Raw genomic sequence first — 19,740 nt, forward strand, 5'->3', positions numbered from 1 at the left:
AACCTGTGGGAGCGGGCAAGCCCGCGAAGGGGCGTAAAGCGGCCCCGTCCTTTTCATGTCCGCGAAAATTCTGGTTTCTCACGCCCTTGGCACGGCTTTCGTAGCATTTCAATGTGACCAATGAGTCAAAACGATCATCTTCCCTGTATTCTATGCAGCAGCTGTTGCAGCATTTTGTTACCGGTGCGCAGGTGAGCCCTGCCTTCAACCTCTGGCGGTGACGCGCCCCGGTATTTGGCGCCCTCAATTCATCGAGTGGTGGTCTTTGGCTGTTTTCATTGGGAAGCCAGAATGATTGGCATCAAAAGCATTGCGAGTTACGTGCCTACCGCTGGCCTGGACAACTACGTCCAGGGTGCGAAGTTCGGCAAGGACGAAGAGTTCATGTTCGGCAAGATCGGCGCGTCGTTCCTGCCGCGCAAGGCCGAAGAGCAAGAAACCTCCGACCTGTGCGTAGAAGCCGCCCGGGCCCTGTTTGCCAGCAACCCTGACCTTGACCCGCAGTCGATCGACGCGCTGATCGTGGTCACCCAGAACGGTGACGAAGAAGGCCTGCCGCACACTGCGGCCATCGTCCAGAGCAAGCTTGGCCTGTCTACCCGCGTGGCGGCGTTCGACGTGTCGCTGGGTTGCTCCGGCTATGTGTATGGCCTGTACGCGATCAAAGGCTTCATGGAAGCGGCAGGGCTGAAAAACGGCCTGCTGATCACGGCCGACCCGTATTCGAAGATCGTCGACCCGGAAGACCGCAACACCACCATGCTGTTCGGCGATGCCGCCACAGCCACCTGGATGGGTGAAGACGCGGTCTGGAACCTGGGCCAGGCGCGATTTGGCACTGACGGCTCCGGTGCCGAGCACCTGAAAGTCACTGACGGCAAGTTCTTCATGAACGGCCGCCAAGTGTTTAACTTCGCCCTGGTCAAGGTGCCGGCGCACCTGCACGAGCTGCTGGATGCCAGCGGCCTGAAGTCTTCGGATATCGACGCGTTCTGCATCCACCAGGGCAGTGCGGCGATTGTCGACGCCGTGGCCCGGCGCTTCGAAGAGCAGCACCCGGAGAAGTTCGTCAAGGACATGCTGGAAACCGGCAATACCGTGTCTTCCAGTGTGCCGCTGCTGCTGCAGAAGCACATGCTCGACGGCAGCTGGAAGCGTGTGGCGATCAGCGGCTTTGGCGTAGGCCTGTCGTGGGGCTCGGCCATCCTGTACCGCGACTGATCTCCCTGTACCCCCAAAAAGCGCCCGGCGGCCCCGCCCGGCGCTTTTTTTGTTTGTGGGTTGGGTGTGTTTGTCGTGGGATTTTAGTGGCTGTGAGATCGAGCGCCGCCCGCGCGGCGCATCGCGAGCTGCGCTCGCTCCTACGTTTGTTTCGGGCCCGTCAGTCCTGGGGGATTTGCGCGCGTACGCCTTGGCGCATGGCGCGATATCGCTCCGTACAAACCAGGCGGTCGCGCGCGCCTGCCACAGGCGTTACTGGCCCGAAACAAACGTAGGAGCAAGCGCAGCTCGCGATGCGCCGCGCGGGCGGCGCTCGATCTCCGCCCCATCACAAAACCCAAGCCAGATCCTGGCCATCCCCCAATTGTTGACGCCAATAAACCGCCCTTAACCCCTTGATTTCTCAGGGCTGGCCCCATGCCAGCATTTTTTTTTCGAAAAACCCCTCAAGCATCCCGCGCACCCGACGATAACTATTACGAAGGTTCTCTAGGCCAGTCCGGCGGTTGCCAAGGCCGGAAGCCGCAGTACCCATCCAACGAGGATTTCGTCATGGCTTTAACTGTAAACACCAACATTGCGTCGATCACCACCCAGGGCAACCTGACCAAGGCTAGCAACGCTCAGACCACTTCGATGCAGCGTCTGTCCTCGGGTCTGCGTATCAACAGCGCTAAAGACGACGCTGCCGGCCTGCAGATCGCCAACCGTCTGACCAGCCAGATCAATGGCCTGGGCCAGGCTGTGAAGAACGCCAACGACGGTATCTCGATCGCCCAGACCGCTGAAGGTGCAATGCAGGCTTCGACCGACATCCTGCAGAAAATGCGTACCCTGGCCCTGTCCTCGGCTACTGGCTCCCTGAGCGCCGACGACCGTAAGTCGAACAACGACGAATACCAGGCTCTGACCGCTGAGCTGAACCGTATTTCGGATACCACTACTTTCGGTGGCCAGAAGCTGCTGGATGGTTCGTACGGCACCAAGGCTATTCAGGTGGGTGCAAATGCCAACGAAACCATCAACCTGTCGTTGGACAACGTTGCTGCAAGCAACATCGGTTCGCAACAGATCAAATCCAAGGCAATCGCTCCAAGTGCATCTGGTGTCGCCAGTGGCAGCATCACTGTTACAGGTAACGGCCAATCCAAGGGTGTTTCGTACGCTGCCGGCGCTTCGGCCAAGGAAATTGCGAGTGCTCTGAATGGTTCGATCGGTGGCCTGACTGCCAGCGCGAGTACCGAAGTTAAACTTGAGGTTGGTGCAACCACTCCGTCTAACTTCAAGCTGGCTGTTGGTAATAGCGGCACTGTCGACTTTGTCGGTGTTACTGACTTGGCGAGCTTGGCTGATCAGCTGAAATCTAACGCTGCGAAATTGGGCATCAGTGTCAACTACGACGAGTCCAACAAAAGCCTAAGCGTGAAGTCGGATTCTGGCGAAAACCTGGTGTTTTCCGGTGCTGACACGAATGCTCAAGCGAACATTAAAGTTGGTGCCAAAGATGGTTCCGGCGTTACAGCTACCCCTGCGGCACTTGGTGCTGCTGCAGTCGTGGTTACCGGCCAGATTTCGCTGGATTCGGCTAAGGGTTATTCTCTGAGCGATGCTGGTACCGGCGTATCTAATCTGTTCTCCGGTGCGACCGTTTCGTCCACCAAAGTCACTATTGCCAAAACCGATGTCACAGACGCAACCAACGCCCAGAATGCTCTGGCTGTCATCGACAAGGCCATCGGCTCCATCGACAGCGTCCGTTCGGGTCTGGGTGCTACCCAGAACCGTCTGCAAACCACTGTCGACAACCTGCAGAACATCCAGAAGAACTCTACCGCTGCCCGTTCCACCGTGCAGGACGTGGACTTCGCTTCGGAAACTGCCGAGCTGACCAAGCAGCAGACGCTGCAGCAGGCTTCGACTGCGATCCTGTCGCAGGCTAACCAGCTGCCGTCTTCGGTCCTGAAACTGCTTCAGTAATTCAGGCGCCTGAGTAAAGGGTGAAAGGGTGCGTTTACGTGCCCTTTCACCCTTTTTGACATGAGGAGTTCGAAACATGGACATGAGTGTCAAGCTGAGCCAGGTGTATCCGTCGGTGTTACCCCAGGCGCCAGTAGCTGATCGGGAGCGGGACCCGGCAGTGCCTGCCAAGGTGCAGGACGTTGCGGCCCCCGATGACAAGCCGCACTCGCGCGAAGACCTGGAAAAAGCAGTGGGCGAGATTCGTGATTTCGTCCAGTCGAGCCAGCGTCAGCTGGATTTTTCCATTGATGATTCAACCGGTCGGGTCGTGGTCAAGGTCATTGCCACCCAGTCCGGTGAGGTGATCCGGCAGCTTCCGTCGGAAACTGCGCTGAAATTGGCGCAGAGCCTCAGTGAAGCCAGCAGCCTGCTGTTCGATGATCAGGCATAGGCTGGCATGATTTTTGTTGCTGTCGACTATTTGATGGATTTATCCGCCAAGGATCCGGCAGCTACTGAACAAGGAGAGCAATGATGGCAGGTACAACAGTCAGCGGTATTGGCTCGGGCATCGATACCCAGGCGATCGTCGATTCCCTGGTGGCCGCGCAGAAAGCGCCGAAGCAGGCGCAGATCAATACCCAAACACTGAAGGCAACCACCACGTTGTCCTCTATCGGCAAGATTCAGTCGGCCCTGGATGCCTTTCGCGGCGCCTTGACCAACATGACGGACAACAACAGTTTCGGTGGCCTTAGCCTGAAATCTTCGGATGAGAAGGTTGCAACCGTAACCATGGGTACCGGGGCTGCCAACGGCTCGTTCAAGTTGATTGTCGACAAGCTGGCGACAGCGTCGAAGGTTTCGACCAAGGTTTACGCAAATGGTGCGGGTTCGGTGGTCAATGCCGGTAGCACCCCGACCACCTTAAGCATCAGTCAGAGTGGTCAGAAATACGATCTAAGTGTTCCTCCTGGTGCAACGCTGCAGCAGGTTCGCGATAATATCAATAGCCAGTTCGGTGTGGCGGGTCTGAGCGCCAACGTGCTGACGGATGCTACTGGTTCCCGCCTGATTATTACCTCTACCAAAATGGGTTTAGGGTCTGACATTACCCTTTCGGGCAATTCGGGTATAGATACTGGCTATACTGTTGTCGAAAAGCCGGCGGACGCTGAGTACACGTTGGACGGTGTCGCGATGAAGTCGAAGACTAACGATATCACTGATGCCGTCAGCGGTCTGAACATCAAGCTGGTAGGCGTTTCACCGACCAATGCTACAAGTGGTGAGGTCACGGCGACCGTTCTCTCGTTGACTACCAGTTCTACGACTTTGAAATCCGGCCTGAAGGGTTTCATTGATACTTATAATGCCTTGCTGACGGTCATGAATGCCGAAACAAAGGTCACCAAGAATGCCGATGGCACCATGACTGCTGCGGCGCTGACCGGTGATGCCACGATGCGTACGTTGATGTCCTCCATTCGTGAAGAGCTCAATGCGGTATCGGGCAACGGTACCTTGAAGTCGCTCGCTGCCTTTGGTGTCACATCCGCCCAGGATGGCGGTGCGCTGAGCCTGGATGACAAGAAGTGGGACAAGGTTGCCTCCACCAACGCGGCGGACCTGACCAGTATCTTCAATGGCAAAGACGGCCTGTTGGCGCGCCTGCAGAAAGTGACCGAGCCGTTCGCCAAGGCCAGCACCGGCACCCTGGCCGAGCGCTCCAAAGTCCTGAGTGAAAGCCTGACAAAGCTCAAGAGCGAGCAGGATACCCTGGACACCCGGATGGAAGCCCTGCAGAAGAGCCTGCAGGACAAGTACAACAACATGGATACGCTGGTCACCCAGTTGCGCCAGCAGCAGAATTCCGTGCTGAGTACCCTGAATGCGCTGAACAAGTCGAGCAGTGACGATTAAACCGTGAACATTGCATGAAGTCCGGGCATGATGCCCGGCTTCATGTCATCGGCCGGTAAAGTTTTTCACCGCCTGCCCGATACAAGGAATATCTCTCCCTTAAGCCTGCCCGTCACGAGGTCGCAAGATGAATCCCATGAGAGCCCTTCGTCAGTACCAGAAGGTCAATTCCCATGCCCAGATTTCCGAAGCCACACCGCACCGCCTGGTGCAGATGCTGATGGAAGGTGGCCTCGATCGCATGGCTCAGGCCAAGGGTGCCATGGCGCGTGGCGACATCGCGGAAAAGGGCCTGATGCTCGGCAAGGCGATCGACATCATCATCGGCTTGCGTGATGGCCTGCAGCCTGAAAAGAGCGAAAACCCGGAGTACGTCGAAAAACTCGACGCCCTTTATGTCTACATGACCAATCGCCTGATGCAGGCCAATCTCGACAACGATGCCGGCATTATCGACGAAGTTGCCCAGCTGCTGATTACCGTGAAAAGTGGTTGGGATGGCATTGCCGACGCCCAGCCTGCCGGCTGACGGCAAGGAGATTACCGTGACCGCACTGCAACGCCTTGATGACACCTGTGATGCTCTGGTCGGCGCCCTGAGCGAGCGTGACTGGGAAGCCATTGCCAAGCTGGATGTGGCGTGCCGCGCCTGCATTGACGAGGTGCTGGAAACCTACGCGGTTGACCAGGCGTTGCTGCGCGAGAAGCTGGAAGGGGTGCTGCTGGTCTACCGCAACCTGATCGACGTGACAACCGGTGAACGCCAGGCAATTGCCGAAGAGATGATGCAGATCAACCAAGCGAAAAATGCTTCGAAGGTTTACCATCTGTTCAGTTAAGATGCGCACAACTTGACAAAAGGCGCCATAAATTTGACTGTGTGGGCCTTTTTGACTTTACTAGTGTCTGTTCTCGAATTCCAGACGTCCGAACACTGACCATTCAGTCGGAATGATGTCGAGCATGCCCCTGCAGGGCGGCGATATGACTAGGGAAGTTGCTATTGCATGTGGCGTGAAACCAAGATTCTGCTGATCGATGACGACAGCGCGCGCCGCCGCGATCTGGCGGTGGTGCTTAATTTCCTCGGTGAAGAAAACCTCGCTTGCTCGAGCCATGACTGGCAGCAAGCGGTCGAGTCGTTGTCTTCGAGCCGTGAAATATTGTGCGTGCTCATCGGCAGCGTAGAGGCTCCGGGCAATCTCCTTGGGCTCGTTAAGACAGTGGCCGGGTGGGATGAGTTCCTTCCGGTGCTGCTATTAGGTGAAATTTCTTCTGCGGAGTTCCCGGAAGACCTTCGCCGCCGGGTGCTTTCCAACCTGGAAATGCCTCCAAGCTACAGCCAGTTGCTGGATTCACTGCACCGTGCCCAGGTCTATCGCGAGATGTACGACCAGGCGCGCGAGCGCGGCCGTCAGCGCGAGCCTAACCTGTTCCGCAGCCTGGTCGGCACCAGTCGTGCCATCCAGCACGTGCGGCAGATGATGCAGCAGGTGGCCGATACCGACGCCAGCGTGCTGATCCTGGGTGAGTCGGGCACCGGCAAGGAAGTGGTGGCGCGCAACCTGCACTACCATTCCAAGCGCCGCGAAGCGCCGTTTGTACCCGTCAACTGTGGCGCGATCCCGGCCGAGCTGCTGGAAAGCGAACTGTTCGGCCACGAGAAGGGTGCCTTTACCGGGGCGATCACCAGCCGCGCCGGGCGTTTCGAGCTGGCCAACGGCGGTACCCTGTTCCTCGACGAAATTGGCGACATGCCGTTGCCGATGCAGGTCAAGCTGCTGCGTGTGCTGCAGGAGCGTACCTTCGAGCGTGTGGGTAGCAACAAGACCCAGAGCATCGACGTGCGCATCATCGCCGCAACGCACAAGAACCTCGAGACCATGATCGAGGACGGCACCTTCCGCGAAGACCTGTACTACCGCCTGAACGTGTTCCCCATCGAGATGGCGCCGCTGCGTGAGCGGGTGGAAGACATCCCGTTGCTGATGAACGAGCTTATCTCGCGCATGGAGCACGAGAAGCGTGGCTCCATCCGCTTCAACTCGGCGTCGATCATGTCGTTGTGCCGCCACGGCTGGCCGGGCAACGTGCGCGAGCTGGCCAACCTGGTCGAGCGCATGGCGATCATGCACCCGTACGGGGTGATTGGCGTGTCCGAGCTGCCGAAAAAATTCCGCTACGTCGACGACGAAGACGAGCAGATGGTCGACAGCCTGCGCAGCGATCTGGAAGAACGCGTGGCCATCAACGGTCACACGCCAAACTTCAGCAACCCTGCGATGCTGCCACCTGAAGGCCTGGACCTGAAGGACTACCTCGGTAGCCTGGAGCAGGGCCTGATCCAGCAGGCGCTGGACGATGCCAACGGTATCGTTGCCCGCGCGGCTGAACGTTTGCGTATTCGTCGTACCACCCTGGTCGAGAAAATGCGCAAGTACGGCATGAGCCGCCAAGGTGGCGAGGACCAGGCGGAGGATTGACGCCTGGTAGTGCGCCTGAAATGGCCTCTTCGCGTGTAAACCCGCTCCCACAGGAATGGCGCAAGTTTTGAGTATTGCGCGACACCTGTGGGAGCGGGTTTACCCGCGAAGAGGCCGGCAAATTTCCCTCCATTCTTTCTTCTTCCCCGCTCGCTAGCCGGTCAGGGCCGGCGCCGGCACGGGTTGAGCCTTCTTTGAAAGCCCCAGTAACAACACTGATTCCGCAGCGAGTCCGACCCTAAAGCAGGCATGCGTTTTGCTTTGCCTAGCATAAAGGGCCAAGGGCCAGTTTTTTGTCGCCGCCCCTCCGACCAATGCGGACCAACAGTACAATGAAAGCAGTCATTCTGGCCGGTGGGCTGGGCACACGCATCAGCGAAGAATCTCACCTGCGCCCCAAGCCGATGATCGAGATAGGCGGCAAGCCGATCATCTGGCACATCATGAAGATCTACTCGCACTACGGAATTAACGACTTCGTCATTTGCCTGGGCTACAAGGGCTATGTGATCAAGGAGTACTTCGCCAACTACTTCCTGCACATGTCGGACGTGACCTTCGACATGGCCGAAAACCGCATGGATATCCATAACCGCCACGCCGAGCCATGGCGGGTGACCCTGGTGGATACCGGTGAAAACACAGCCACCGGTGGCCGCCTGAAGCGTGTTCGCGATTACGTGGGCGATGAAACCTTCTGCCTCACTTACGGCGACGGTGTGTCCGACGTCGATATTCCGCGCCTGATCGAATTCCACCGCCAGCACGGCAAGATGGCCACGGTTACCGCTGTACAGCCGCCGGGTCGCTATGGCGCCTTGGACGTGCACGGCGAGCAGGTGCGTGGCTTTCAGGAAAAGCCGGCGGGCGACGGTGCCTGGATCAATGGCGGCTTCTTCGTGCTTGAACCGGCCGTGCTCGAATACATCCAGGGCGATGCCACCACCTGGGAAGACGAGCCCTTGCGCCGTCTGGCCGAAGACGGCCAGCTGATGAGCCACTTGCACCGTGGCTTCTGGCAGCCGATGGATACCCTGCGTGATCGCAAGCTGCTTGAAACCCACTGGAAAAACGGCGACGCAGCATGGCAGCTATGGCGTTGAGCCCGGCATTCTGGGCGGGCCGCCGAGTCCTGCTGACCGGGCATACCGGTTTCAAGGGCGGCTGGCTGGCCGTGTGGCTGCGCCAGCTTGGCGCCGAGCTGCGCGGTTTCGCCTTGCCTGCCGCCACCACGCCATCGCTGTGGCAGGTTGCGCAACTGCAACAGCAGATTCCAGGTGATTTCGCCGATATCCGTGATGCCTCGGCCCTGGCCCGTGCCCTGCAGGATTTCCAACCCGAGCTGGTGCTGCACCTGGCAGCTCAGCCGCTGGTGCGCGAGTCCTTCCGTGCACCAGGCGACACCTACGCCACCAACGTCATGGGTACGCTCAACCTGCTGGAAGCGGTGCGTGCCACGCCCTCGGTACGTGCGGTGCTGGTGGTAACCACTGACAAGTGCTACGACAACCGCGAGTGGCCCTGGCCCTACCGCGAGCAGGATGCCCTGGGCGGCTTCGACCCCTATAGCAGCAGCAAGGCCTGCGTCGAACTGCTGTGCGCCAGCTACCGCGACTCGTACCTGCGCTCCGCCGGCGTGGCCCTGGCCACGGCACGTGCTGGCAACGTTCTGGGTGGCGGGGACTGGTCTGCCGAGCGCTTGCTGCCGGATATCTTTCGCGCCTGGCAAGACGGTGAAGAAGTGATCTTGCGCTATCCCCATGCGACGCGCCCCTGGCAGCACGTGCTCGACCCGCTGATGGGCTACCTGCAGCTGGCGCAGGGTTTGTTTACTGATGCCGAGCAGCACGCCACAGCCTGGAACTTCGGCCCTGACAGTGCAGGGTTGGCCAGCGTGGGCGAGATCGTCCGGCGCTTTGCCGAGCGCTGGCCAGGCGAGGCCCGCTGGTCGGTGGCCGGCGATGCCCAGCCGCACGAGGCCGGCCTGCTGGCGCTGGACTCCAGCAAGGCGCGGCAGCTGCTTGGCTGGGCGCCACGCTGGTCGCTGGATGACACCCTTGAACATACCCTGGACTGGCATCTGGCCTGGCGCGCAGGGCGTGACATGAACATCGTTACCCGCGAGCAGATCGCGGTTCACCAAGGCGGAACCCATGAGTGACAGTACGGCGCAGCAGTTGCGCCAACAGATTGCCGAGCTGGTCGGGCGCTATGCCGAGCTGCAGATGGCGCCCAAACCCTTCGTGGCGGGGCAGAGCAGCGTTCCGCCTTCGGGCAAGGTGATCGGTGCCGGCGAGCTGCAGGCAATGACCGAGGCCGTGCTGGATGGCTGGCTGACGACCGGCCGCTTCAACGAGGCGTTCGAGAAGCGCCTGGCCAAGTACCTAGGGCGTCGTTGCGTCCTTACCACCAACTCTGGCTCGTCGGCCAACCTGCTGGCGTTTTCCGCGCTGACTTCGCCACGCCTCGGCGACCGGGCGATCAAGCCGGGTGACGAGGTGATCGGCGTTGCTGCCGGCTTCCCGACCACCGTCAACCCGATCCTGCAGTTCGGCGCGGTACCGGTGTTCGTCGATATCGAGATGGGCACCTACAACATCGACCCGGCGCTGATCGAAGCGGCCATCGGCCCGAAGACCAAGGCCATCATGCTGGCGCATACCCTGGGCAACCCCTTCGACCTCAGCGTTGTTCGCGCCCTGTGCGACAAGTACGGCCTGTGGCTGATCGAAGACTGCTGCGATGCCCTGGGTTCCACTTACCAGGGCCGCATGGTTGGCGGCTTTGGCGATATCGGCACCCTCAGCTTCTACCCGGCGCACCACATCACCATGGGCGAGGGCGGCGCAGTGTTTACCGATTCACCGTTGCTCAAGCGCATCATCGAATCGTTCCGCGACTGGGGCCGCGATTGCTACTGCGCGCCGGGCGAGGACAACACCTGCAGCAAGCGCTTCTGCTGGCAAATGGGTGACCTGCCGCAAGGTTACGACCACAAGTACACCTACTCGCACCTGGGCTACAACCTGAAGATCACCGACATGCAGGCCGCCTGCGCGCTGGCGCAGATGGACCGGGTTGATGATTTCGTGGCCGCGCGCAAACGCAACTTCACGTGGCTCAGCGAGCGCCTGGCCGGTTGTGCGGACCAACTGATCCTGCCGCAGGCCACCCGCGACAGTGACCCTTCCTGGTTCGGTTATCCGATCACCCTGCGAGATGGCTGCGGCATCAATCGCGTCGAGCTGGTGCGCTACCTGGATGAACAGGGCGTGGGCACGCGCTTGCTGTTTGCCGGCAACCTGACCCGCCAGCCCTACATGCAGGGGCTGAACTACCGGGTTTCCGGCGAATTGCCGGTCACCGACAAGATCATGAACGACACGTTCTGGATCGGCCTGTGGCCGGGCTTGAGCGATGACCACCTGGAACATGCAGCGCGCTGCCTGGAAACCTACCTGCAGAGGCTGCGCTGATGCGCTTCTGCTCGGCAATCAGCCATGGTCGTTTCGATGACATTTACGCCGCCGTGGTTGCCGCTGGCTCGCTCGGCGGCAAGCTGCTGAGCGCCGGTGGCGCTGGTTTCTTCCTGTTCTACGTACAACCCCAGCATCCCCAGTTTGTGGTGCATGCGGTGCGCGCACTGGGCTGCCAGGCTCAAGGCTTTCGCTTCGAGTCCTGCGGTGTAACTTCCTGGCGGACGAAAATCCAATGACCCCAATTATTCTCGACGGCATCGCCCTGGGTGGCGACCGTGTCTACGTCATCGCCGAAGCCGGCAACAACCACAACGGCTCGCTGGCATTAGCCAGGCAACTGGTTGACGCCGCCATTGCGGCAGGCGCCGACTGCGTCAAGTTCCAGCTGCGTAACCGCGAGGCGCTGTACCGGCGCAAGGCCGACGGCTCGCGTGCCGAAGACCTCGGTGTGGAGTACATTCAGGACCTGCTGGACAAGGTCGAACTGAGCCTCGACGAGCACCGCCAGGTGCGCGCCTACTGTGCTGAGAAGGGCATCACTTATCTGTGCACCCCCTGGGATGAACCTAGCGTCGATGCCCTGGCCCAGTTCGACGTGGCGGCCCTGAAAATTGCCTCGGCGGACTTGTGCAACCCCTACCTCATCGCCAAGGCCGCCAGCCTGGGCAAGCCGCTGATCCTGTCTACCGGCATGTCGTTCGAGCACGAAATCATCCGTGCCATCGAACAGCTCAACGCGCTGGGCACGCCCTTCGCGCTGCTGCACTGCAACAGCGCCTATCCGGCACCGGAAGCTGATATCCAGCTCGGCTACCTGCGTCGCCTGCAGGAGCTGCATGGCCTGGTCGGCTATTCCGGCCATGAGCGCGGTATTGCCATCACCCTCGGCGCTGTGGCCTTGGGCGCCCGGTTGGTGGAGCGCCACATTACCCTGGATCGCAACATGGAAGGCCCGGATCACTTGGCCAGCCTGGAACCCACCGAATTCCGCCAGTTGGTGGACGGCATCCGCCAACTGGAACTGGCGCTGCCCTGGCAAGGGCCTGGGCGCCATGCCAGCCAGGGTGAGTTGCTGAACCGCGAGAACCTCGGTAAGAGCGTGATCGCTGCCCGCGATATCCCCCATGGCGCGGTGCTGGAGCAGGGCATGCTGCGCATCGCCAGCCCAGGCCAGGGCCTGCCGCCGTACCGGCTGCCAGAACTGCTGGGCAAGCCTGCCCACCGCGACATTGCCCAGGGCGACTTCCTTTTTGAAAGTGACCTGCAGGAACAGCAAACCGAGCAGAAGCTGGCATTCGACATGCCGATTCGCTGGGGTGTGCCGGTGCGCTACCACGACTTCCTCGACTACCGTCGGCGCATCGAGCCGGACCTGTTCGAATTCCACCTGTCGTACCGCGACCTCAGCCTGAAACCGCAGCCGTTCCTGGCCGAGGTGCATTGCTCGCGCCTGGTGGTCCACGCCCCGGAACTGTTCGAGAACAGCGAGCTGCTGGATCTGGTTGCGGACGATCCGGCCTACCGTCGGCGCTCCATCGACAACCTGCAGCGCGTGGTCGATGCGACCCTGCAGATCGGCGAGTTCTTCCCTGGGGCTGATGCCCGGCTGATCGTCGCCAACATCGGCGGTTTCTCCGCCGACGCGCCGCGCCCGCTGGCCATGCGGCCCGAACTCTACGAGCGCTTCCATGAAGCCTGCCGCCAGGTGGGTTTTGCCGGTACCGAGCTGATCCCGCAGAACATGCCGCCGTTTCCTTGGCATTTCGGCGGCCAGCGCCACCAGAACATTTTCATGATGCCCGACGAACTGGCGGCGCAGGCCCGCGAGCACGGCCTGCGCTTGTGCCTGGACCTGTCGCACCTGCAGATGACCTGCTTCCACTTCGGCCTCGACTTCCAGGCCGCGCTGGCGCTGCTGCTGCCGCATTCGGCGCACCTGCACGTGGCCGATGCCAAGGGTACCAACGGCGAAGGCGTAGTGATGGGTACCGGCGACATCGACTGGCCGGCCACCTGGGCGCAGATTCGCAATCATCCCGAGGTCAGCTTCATTCCTGAAGTCTGGCAAGGGCACAAGGATCATGGTGCCGGCTTCTGGTCGGCGCTGCAGTTTTTGACGCGGCTTGCTTAAGTGCCGGTTTCGAGAGGGTATTCAAGGTGACACAGACTGTCCGTGTAGCAGATTACATCATGGAGCGCCTGGCGCGTCTGGGCGTGGGGCAGGTCTACTTTCTGCCGGGCGGCGGTGCGATGCACCTCAATGACGCCCTGGGGCGCCACCCCGATCTGGAGCCGGTGCTGTGCCTGCACGAGCAGGCGGCGGCTATTGCCGCCGAAGCAGCCGGCAAGCTCACGGGTGGCCCGGCAGCATGCATGACGACCTGTGGCCCAGGTGCGACCAATACGGTTACGGCAGTGTTGGGTGCCTGGCTGGACTCAACGCCGGTGTTCTTCGTTTCTGGCCAGGTCAAGAGTGCCGACCTTAAAGCCGGTACCGGCCTGCGCATGCTGGGCGTTCAGGAAGCCGACATCGTGTCGATTGTCGAGCCGATCACCAAGGCGGCTTTCACCCTGACCGATCCCGAGGCGGTCGCCGAAGTCTTCGACCAGCTCGAACATGCCGCGCTCAGCGGGCGCCGAGGCCCGGTATGGCTGGATGTACCGCTGGACGTTCAGGCTGTCCGGATTGACCCGGCGACCTTGCGCCGGGCGCAGCGCCCCGTGGCTGCGGAGCAACCCGACATCCGTGCGGCGGTCGAGCAAACCGTGAGTTTGCTGCGCCAGGCCAAGCGCCCAGGCATCATCGCCGGCAGTGGTATTCGCATGGCGGGTGCGGTTGATGCATTCAACCAGTTGATCGAAGCCGCAGGCGTACCGGTCATGCCCACCTGGCTAGCCATGGACATCATCGAGGACGAGCACCCGCTCTATGGCGGCCGTCCAGGCTCCATAGCACCGCGCTGGGCCAACTTTGCGCTGCAGAACTGCGACCTGCTGATCGTGCTTGGTTCGCGCCTGGATATGGCGCTGACTGCCTACAACCATGCTCACTTCGCACCTTATGCGAAGAAAGTTGTGGTGGATATCGATCCGGCGGAAATCGCCAAGTTGCAGATGCCCATCGAGGTCTCCGTCGTCTCGGATGTGAAACCGTTCATTGAAGCCTTGGCTGCACAGATTTCCCGTGATCGCCTGCCGTCCTACGCCGACTGGGTGGCGCGCATTGCGCAATGGCGCAAGCAATACCCGCTGCTGCAGAGCGAACACGCCGACGACAGTCAGGGCGTGAGCATGTACTACTTCACGGACCAGCTGTCCTCGCTGCTCACTGAAGGTGACGTAATCGCGCCGGGCAGCTCTGGGTTCGCCTGCGAGTTGTTCCTGCTCAATCTGCGGCTCAAGAAGGGCCAGCGTTGCTTCCACAATCGTGGCACAGGGTCGATGGGCTTTGGCATCCCTTCGGCAATTGGCGCGTGTCTGGCCTCTGGCCGCCAGCGGACTATATGTGTTGAAGGCGATGGCGGTTTGCAGTTGAACATCCAGGAGTTGGCAACCCTGGCCACTCAGAAGCTGCCGGTTAAATGCTTCGTCATCAACAATCAAGGCTACGCCTCGATTCGTGCGTCGCAAAGTGCCCATTTCAAACTGCTGGTGGGTGCCGATGCCAGCAGCGGCCTGCAGCTGCCGGACTTGGTGCAACTGGCCAGTGCATATGGTGTGGAATATGCGCGCATCGAGTCGCATACCAATCTGGAGGCCAGCCTGCAGGCTGTGCTGGACCGCGATGGCCCGGTGCTTTGCGAAGTGCTGGTTCACGTCGAGGAGCCAAGGGTGCCGCGCGTCATGACCTCTATTGACGAAAACGGCAAACCGGTAACTGGCGCTCTGGAAGACTTGTACCCGTTCCTCAGCAGAGGGGAGCTGGCACAGCACATGTCTGTTTCGCTGGATCCTCAGGGATGAAGGTGTACGAAATTGTGCGTCAAAGCGCGCTGCTCGGCATCAGTTGTGAAACATCATTCGTTTTCCGCAGCTCGATGATTTTCATCAGCGAAACGCGTAGCGATTGTTTGCAAGGAAATTGGACGTGCGAACTATGAATAAAATTTTCACGGCAGACGATCCTATCGTTATTTATGGTGGCGGCCAGATAGGTGTTGGTTTATGCCGGCGCTTGATGCAGGGCGGTGTGAAGGTTCACGCTATCATTGACCGCAACCCGGAAGGCGTAACGAATGCGCCCGTGCCGGTGATGGCCGTGGAGGAGTGCATTCTAAGGAGCGGAAATTCCCCGGTTTTCGTCGCCATAGGAAATGGCCTTGCCCACCCCCAGATTGCGCATGCCTTGCGAAGTATCGGATATACGAAGGTGTTGCACCTGCCCGTATTTCTTCGTGGAGAAAAGGCGGCGGCCATGACGCGGGCGTGGAACGCATTTTACTCTGGTGATTATGCAGTACCGTTTTCCAGCTTTGACGAGCTGTATGCCGTGCGTGCGGGCGACTATCTATTGAGTACGCTGTCAGATTATGTGACCGCCATCGTGCATAAGGATTATGTGTATACCGCGAGGCGATGCTACGAAGGGGTAGTGCACGATTACGCTGACTACTTCAAGTGGCAAGATCAAGGGCAGGATGTTATGGATAGGACGACTAACGTCCCTTTGGGTGATCCGGTCGTTGAAGCGTTAATTCCGTATGATGCCTTTTTCACCAAGGCGCAGTTGGATTTTTATCGCGCGAAAACATTTTTTGATATGGGGGACTATTATCGCGAGGCTGCGTCTGTCGCGGTGTTTGATGTCGGTTCGCATCGTTTCAACATCCTCGATGGCTCTCATCGCGCCTTCTATTTGGAGCGTCAGGGTTTTTACGGCATTCCGCTTAAAATGAAGCGGACGGAGTGGGAGGCTTATTTTAGAGAGCTGCAGGCGCAAGCGCTGATGGATTATTGCAGGCATCTGCAAACGCTTCCTGTACTCGTCAAGCATCCTGCTTTTATGTCATTCCCCGTAGTCGAGCGTGAGCCCGACGCTGAGTTTATGCGCCTGCTCAAGGGGGTATGCCCGTTTTGATCTGGACTGCCGAGACGCCGATAGTTCTTTACGGTGCCGCCCATCGTGGGACGATGGTTTCGCGTTATCTGAGGGCTAGCTGCAATGTCACAGGCTTTATTGACAAGCGTGCTGCCGAAATAGAGCGTCACGAGGGGCTGCCGGTCACAAGTGTCGGGCATGCAGACAAATCTGCACTCGTGATCATTTGTGTAAACAATATTTTTGAGCACGAAAGCATTGCGCTTGGCTTGGCCGCAGAGGGGTTCGAACGGGTCATTTTTTGCCCGGTGAATGGGTCCAACATGTCGTGGCGATCTGCTGAAGACCGGGCGCAGATGGCAAAGCTTCATAACCATATCATTGACGAACAGCTGACCTTGCCCGTTGAGATCCCTGCATTGAGAGGGCTTTTTCATCCGGACTACAAGGATGATGCGCTCATCAGTGACGCGTCGGGGGACGTGCTGGCGTGGATACCGGCCTTGTTGGTCTGTGCACGCCGTAACGGGAATGGCCTGTTCCAGGACAGTCCGGTGTTTACCCTGTTCCCCTACCTGGAGCTGTTCAAGTGGTTTGACGGTGAGGCGGGCGCAACACCGGACCACTACATGGACCTTTACTGTCGCAACGCGGCTGATCAATTTGGTATCGCGCAAACGGCCGCGTGGGTGGATAACGTGCTGAGAAGCCGTAGGCAGGTGTATGAGCGCATGCGGCAAACGGAATCTATCGATCCCTTGTTCTTCTTGAACCATGCGGTGAAGGCGGACTGGAACAGTGAAGAAAACCACTTCAACATGGACAGCGGCAAACACCGTGCCGCCTTCCAGATTCATCGCAAGCGATCACTGGTTCCGCTCAAGCTGTCGAGTGCGGACTATGAGGCCTACCTTAATCGCCCCGCTTTGAAAGCGCTGATTGACTGCATGGTGCGATCAGGTATCGCTGAATTGCCCTATCCAGTAATGCACTCGTATCTTCTGAGAGCGCCGTATCGGGCAGAAAGTGCCTACTATGAGACGTTGCTGAAGTTGTGCCGGGTGCTGGTACTGAGAAACTTCAGCGAAACCGGCAGGGTCAGCCTCCGCGGCATTCATCTGCGGGCAGAAAGTGCTGATCTCGAGCCGCTGGCACAGGCGTTTGCGCTGCTAGGTTGCTCGGTTTGCCATGCTTATCAAGAAAGCGAGTTTGACCGTGGCGTCAGGGATTTGTACCGCATATCCGATCGCTTCGCACGGTCGGCCGCTGCGCTCGAAGCGTATGACTTTTTACTGGATGAGTGGGTGGCTCGATAATGCGTGCGCAACTGATTGATGTGTGTGCGCAGCCTGACTTGCAGGCGCCGGTGGATGATGTTATCCAGCGAATGGAGCAGCACTGCCCGGTACGCGTTTTGTGCTATTCGCTGATGGGCTCTATTCCTCTTGGTATGGGGAATGCTTCGTCTGATTATGACCTGCTTGCGTTTTACGAGCCGCAGCGGGCAATCACCTCCAAGCAGTATGATGTTATCAATAACAAGACCCCGCTGCTGGGCGCAGAGCACATGGCAGGGCAGGTAAACTTGTTGCTTGCTGATATTGAACTGTGTGCTTTGAAATTTATGGATATGCCGGAGGCTGTATTTTCGCAGGCATACCCTCATCATCTTAACTCTCTGACCGTCCATGACGCCGCGTTCGATATCACTGTGGTGCCTGGTTGCAGCTCTCCCAAGGTTGCCTCGATTTTTTCCGATATGTTCTATTACGGCAACGGTGTGTTGACGGATCGCTTGGGTAGCGTGCGTGAAAATTTTGCAGAGATGAAAAACCTGCTTCGGGTCTATGACTTTTGCAAGCGCCGCTTCGTAACGACTTACGGCCGGCTTCAGCACTATCTTGTGGATGAGGGCAATGTCAGGCTACGTACCTACCTGCAAAGCATCAACGATATTTTGGCGATCGAGTATGCGCTTGACCGCCTCGACGTACCGCCGCCTGATGTTTCGGTCATGCTGAATTATCTCGATGATGCAAAGGTGTCGGGAATTGCGCGGCACTATGTCGATGTTAACGGCAGCACCACGTCTGCAAAAGAAAAGCTACTGATTGATCCGAACTTGACGTTGAATCAGTGGATCGCTGAGAGGCTGGAGCGTATCAGGCCGCGCTTGGCGGCACTGTACCCGCAGCGCACGGATGCACTGTTCGATATCGTTATCGAGTGACAAACGATTTTTTCAGGTGCTTGGTTTTATTTTATGTTGCGGGATGGCAGTTCGTGGCCATTCCAAACGGTTAGGCAGGTAATATGATGAATGCTGGCTTGTCCTCACTCGGCGCCAATTTTTCAGCGATGCAGAAGGGTTGCATCTATTCATTTGCACTTCCGTCTGGCGAGCGTTTGCCGGTTTGCTGGTCGGATGCGCCTCTGCGTGATGCTCAAGATCACATCGTGATCAGGCACCCGTCTCGGCTGGAGGCATTATCACGTCTGGATAATTACCCCAATATCAGGCGCTTGCTGGACTCGAACACTGGCCTGGCCGATTTGGCGGCGCTAAAGAAGCAGGCGCTCGGCTGGCTGAGTGAGGGGTTCTATATCTTTGGGGCCTTCAAGGTCGGTTTGCGATTGGCGCTTCACGCGCAAACGCTAGGCGTTGAGGTCAAAGGTTTTCTCGACAATGACCGGGCGAAGGAAGGCGGTTCAATGGAGGGGATCTCGATCGCTCACCCATCCAGCCTTTCTTTGGACAACGCGGTCGTCGTTGTCGCGAGTGGCAGGCATGGCAACGCCATTTCCAGGCAATTGGGTCAGGTGCCGGGGATTCGCCTGGTCAACATGCATGAATTTCTATACGCGCTGGATGGCGCGGGGCCTGGCCTGGGGTGCGAGAAGTTTTCCAGTTTTGCAGAGGCACCATTACGTGATCCCTGGCGGTTCATTTCTGCTTTTTTGTGCCTGGACGATGAGCCATCACGCAAGGTTTTTGAAGCATTGATCGGTATGCGCACACGCCTGTCAATTGCGTGTGCCGAGCAGGCCAAGTCGCCTTGGGATGAAGAGTATTTCGACAAGGCATTTGTACGGCCTGAACAGGCAGCGCGCTTTGTGGACGCTGGCGCGGCAGCGGGCGATACCCTGCATCGGCTGGAGAAACACTTTGGCCCGGTCGAGCAGGCCTGGCTGTTTGAACCCGAATTACCCGCTTACTACGAGGCGCTCAAGAGTGTCTCGGACCGGCCCAGTGTCTGGCTGTTCAACATGGGGCTGGACGAAGTGCCCAGCCGGGCCATCTATCAGCCAGAGCTTTCGTATGACATTGCTGGAGAATTAAGCAGTGATGTTCCCGCAAGCATCACCTCGTTCATTCAGGGTGTACCGCTGGATGCCGTGGTGCCGGGCAAGGTTGGCTTGTTCAAGCTCGACATCGAGGGCATGGAGGCATCTGCCTTGCGGGGCGCACGCATGATCATCGAGCGCGACAGGCCCGCGTTGGCAGTCTGTGCTTATCATCGTTCTGACGATTATTGGTGCTTGATCGATGAAGTGCAGTCCATTCGCAGCGATTACAAGGTGGGCATGCGCTTGTACGCGGACATTCTGGAAGACATTACCCTGTATTTCTATTAGG

The 19,740-nt window shown here is 58.9% G+C and carries 17 protein-coding genes; all 17 read left to right on the forward strand.

The features are described 5' to 3' along the window. The first annotated feature begins 291 nt into the window (after nucleotides 1-291). The 17 genes from ABI582_RS18815 (at nucleotide 292) to ABI582_RS18895 (ending at nucleotide 19,739) form a co-directional block, all read left to right on the forward strand. On the forward strand, nucleotides 292-1,221 hold the full coding sequence (locus tag ABI582_RS18815) for a ketoacyl-ACP synthase III (RefSeq protein ID WP_012273519.1): 930 nt from the start codon (nucleotides 292-294) through the stop codon (nucleotides 1,219-1,221). 552 nt (nucleotides 1,222-1,773) lie between these two features. Beyond that, on the forward strand, nucleotides 1,774-3,198 hold the full coding sequence (locus ABI582_RS18820) for a flagellin N-terminal helical domain-containing protein (protein WP_442119948.1): 1,425 nt from the start codon (nucleotides 1,774-1,776) through the stop codon (nucleotides 3,196-3,198). Nucleotides 3,199-3,274: 76 nt separating this feature from the next. Next, complete coding sequence (locus ABI582_RS18825) at nucleotides 3,275-3,631, forward strand: flagellar protein FlaG (protein ID WP_442119908.1); 357 nt, start codon at nucleotides 3,275-3,277, stop codon at nucleotides 3,629-3,631. Nucleotides 3,632-3,714: 83 nt separating this feature from the next. Continuing rightward, nucleotides 3,715-5,103, forward strand: coding sequence for a flagellar filament capping protein FliD (gene fliD / locus ABI582_RS18830; protein WP_442119909.1), 1,389 nt, complete (start codon nucleotides 3,715-3,717; stop codon nucleotides 5,101-5,103). 127 nt (nucleotides 5,104-5,230) lie between these two features. Then, complete coding sequence (gene fliS / locus ABI582_RS18835; protein ID WP_442119910.1) at nucleotides 5,231-5,632, forward strand: flagellar export chaperone FliS; 402 nt, start codon at nucleotides 5,231-5,233, stop codon at nucleotides 5,630-5,632. Beyond that, nucleotides 5,601-5,942: a flagellar protein FliT gene (locus ABI582_RS18840; protein ID WP_442119911.1), complete on the forward strand. Its 342-nt coding sequence runs from the start codon at nucleotides 5,601-5,603 to the stop codon at nucleotides 5,940-5,942. Before fliS ends, ABI582_RS18840 begins: the two co-directional genes overlap by 32 nt. Nucleotides 5,943-6,110: 168 nt before the next feature. Further along, nucleotides 6,111-7,586 (forward strand): transcriptional regulator FleQ, encoded by a 1,476-nt coding sequence (gene fleQ / locus ABI582_RS18845; protein ID WP_442119912.1) that lies wholly within the window; start codon nucleotides 6,111-6,113, stop codon nucleotides 7,584-7,586. A gap of 332 nt (nucleotides 7,587-7,918) precedes the next feature. Beyond that, nucleotides 7,919-8,689 (forward strand): glucose-1-phosphate cytidylyltransferase, encoded by a 771-nt coding sequence (gene rfbF / locus ABI582_RS18850; RefSeq protein ID WP_442119913.1) that lies wholly within the window; start codon nucleotides 7,919-7,921, stop codon nucleotides 8,687-8,689. Further along, nucleotides 8,680-9,747 (forward strand): CDP-glucose 4,6-dehydratase, encoded by a 1,068-nt coding sequence (gene rfbG, locus ABI582_RS18855; RefSeq protein ID WP_442119949.1) that lies wholly within the window; start codon nucleotides 8,680-8,682, stop codon nucleotides 9,745-9,747. The genes rfbF and rfbG overlap by 10 nt, the downstream gene beginning before the upstream one ends. Further along, complete coding sequence (gene rfbH / locus ABI582_RS18860) at nucleotides 9,740-11,062, forward strand: lipopolysaccharide biosynthesis protein RfbH (RefSeq protein ID WP_442119914.1); 1,323 nt, start codon at nucleotides 9,740-9,742, stop codon at nucleotides 11,060-11,062. Before rfbG ends, rfbH begins: the two co-directional genes overlap by 8 nt. Then, entirely contained in the window at nucleotides 11,062-11,301 is a 240-nt protein-coding gene (locus ABI582_RS18865) for a hypothetical protein (RefSeq protein WP_442119915.1), read from the forward strand. Before rfbH ends, ABI582_RS18865 begins: the two co-directional genes overlap by 1 nt. Continuing rightward, on the forward strand, nucleotides 11,298-13,196 hold the full coding sequence (locus ABI582_RS18870; protein ID WP_442119916.1) for an N-acetylneuraminate synthase family protein: 1,899 nt from the start codon (nucleotides 11,298-11,300) through the stop codon (nucleotides 13,194-13,196). Before ABI582_RS18865 ends, ABI582_RS18870 begins: the two co-directional genes overlap by 4 nt. A gap of 26 nt (nucleotides 13,197-13,222) precedes the next feature. Further along, on the forward strand, nucleotides 13,223-15,028 hold the full coding sequence (locus tag ABI582_RS18875) for a thiamine pyrophosphate-binding protein (RefSeq protein ID WP_442119917.1): 1,806 nt from the start codon (nucleotides 13,223-13,225) through the stop codon (nucleotides 15,026-15,028). A gap of 133 nt (nucleotides 15,029-15,161) precedes the next feature. Further along, the gene (locus ABI582_RS18880; protein ID WP_442119918.1) at nucleotides 15,162-16,142 is read left to right on the forward strand and encodes a hypothetical protein; all 981 of its coding nucleotides are present in this window, start codon (nucleotides 15,162-15,164) and stop codon (nucleotides 16,140-16,142) included. Continuing rightward, nucleotides 16,130-17,419: a hypothetical protein gene (locus tag ABI582_RS18885; RefSeq protein ID WP_442119919.1), complete on the forward strand. Its 1,290-nt coding sequence runs from the start codon at nucleotides 16,130-16,132 to the stop codon at nucleotides 17,417-17,419. Before ABI582_RS18880 ends, ABI582_RS18885 begins: the two co-directional genes overlap by 13 nt. After that, on the forward strand, nucleotides 17,419-18,333 hold the full coding sequence (locus ABI582_RS18890; protein ID WP_442119920.1) for a hypothetical protein: 915 nt from the start codon (nucleotides 17,419-17,421) through the stop codon (nucleotides 18,331-18,333). Before ABI582_RS18885 ends, ABI582_RS18890 begins: the two co-directional genes overlap by 1 nt. An 86-nt stretch (nucleotides 18,334-18,419) precedes the next feature. After that, the gene (locus ABI582_RS18895) at nucleotides 18,420-19,739 is read left to right on the forward strand and encodes an FkbM family methyltransferase (protein WP_442119921.1); all 1,320 of its coding nucleotides are present in this window, start codon (nucleotides 18,420-18,422) and stop codon (nucleotides 19,737-19,739) included. Nucleotide 19,740 lies beyond the last annotated feature (1 nt).

This window comes from Pseudomonas sp. SAS7 (genome assembly GCF_052112345.1).
Taxonomy (GTDB): domain Bacteria; phylum Pseudomonadota; class Gammaproteobacteria; order Pseudomonadales; family Pseudomonadaceae; genus Aquipseudomonas; species Aquipseudomonas putida_Q.

Excerpts from the sequence above, each read along its gene's own strand:
- fliS (WP_442119910.1), top strand. The coding sequence starts at position 5,231 with ATGAATCCCATGAGAGCCCTTCGTCAGTACCAGAAGGTCAATTCCCAT.
- ABI582_RS18815 (WP_012273519.1), top strand. The coding sequence starts at position 292 with ATGATTGGCATCAAAAGCATTGCGAGTTACGTGCCTACCGCTGGCCTG.
- ABI582_RS18825 (WP_442119908.1), top strand. The coding sequence starts at position 3,275 with ATGGACATGAGTGTCAAGCTGAGCCAGGTGTATCCGTCGGTGTTACCC.
- rfbG (WP_442119949.1), top strand. The coding sequence starts at position 8,680 with ATGGCGTTGAGCCCGGCATTCTGGGCGGGCCGCCGAGTCCTGCTGACC.
- ABI582_RS18870 (WP_442119916.1), top strand. The coding sequence starts at position 11,298 with ATGACCCCAATTATTCTCGACGGCATCGCCCTGGGTGGCGACCGTGTC.
- ABI582_RS18880 (WP_442119918.1), top strand. The coding sequence starts at position 15,162 with ATGAATAAAATTTTCACGGCAGACGATCCTATCGTTATTTATGGTGGC.
- ABI582_RS18865 (WP_442119915.1), top strand. The coding sequence starts at position 11,062 with ATGCGCTTCTGCTCGGCAATCAGCCATGGTCGTTTCGATGACATTTAC.
- ABI582_RS18885 (WP_442119919.1), top strand. The coding sequence starts at position 16,130 with ATGCCCGTTTTGATCTGGACTGCCGAGACGCCGATAGTTCTTTACGGT.
- ABI582_RS18840 (WP_442119911.1), top strand. The coding sequence starts at position 5,601 with ATGGCATTGCCGACGCCCAGCCTGCCGGCTGACGGCAAGGAGATTACC.
- ABI582_RS18890 (WP_442119920.1), top strand. The coding sequence starts at position 17,419 with ATGCGTGCGCAACTGATTGATGTGTGTGCGCAGCCTGACTTGCAGGCG.
- rfbH (WP_442119914.1), top strand. The coding sequence starts at position 9,740 with ATGAGTGACAGTACGGCGCAGCAGTTGCGCCAACAGATTGCCGAGCTG.
- ABI582_RS18895 (WP_442119921.1), top strand. The coding sequence starts at position 18,420 with ATGAATGCTGGCTTGTCCTCACTCGGCGCCAATTTTTCAGCGATGCAG.
- ABI582_RS18820 (WP_442119948.1), top strand. The coding sequence starts at position 1,774 with ATGGCTTTAACTGTAAACACCAACATTGCGTCGATCACCACCCAGGGC.
- rfbF (WP_442119913.1), top strand. The coding sequence starts at position 7,919 with ATGAAAGCAGTCATTCTGGCCGGTGGGCTGGGCACACGCATCAGCGAA.
- fliD (WP_442119909.1), top strand. The coding sequence starts at position 3,715 with ATGGCAGGTACAACAGTCAGCGGTATTGGCTCGGGCATCGATACCCAG.
- fleQ (WP_442119912.1), top strand. The coding sequence starts at position 6,111 with ATGTGGCGTGAAACCAAGATTCTGCTGATCGATGACGACAGCGCGCGC.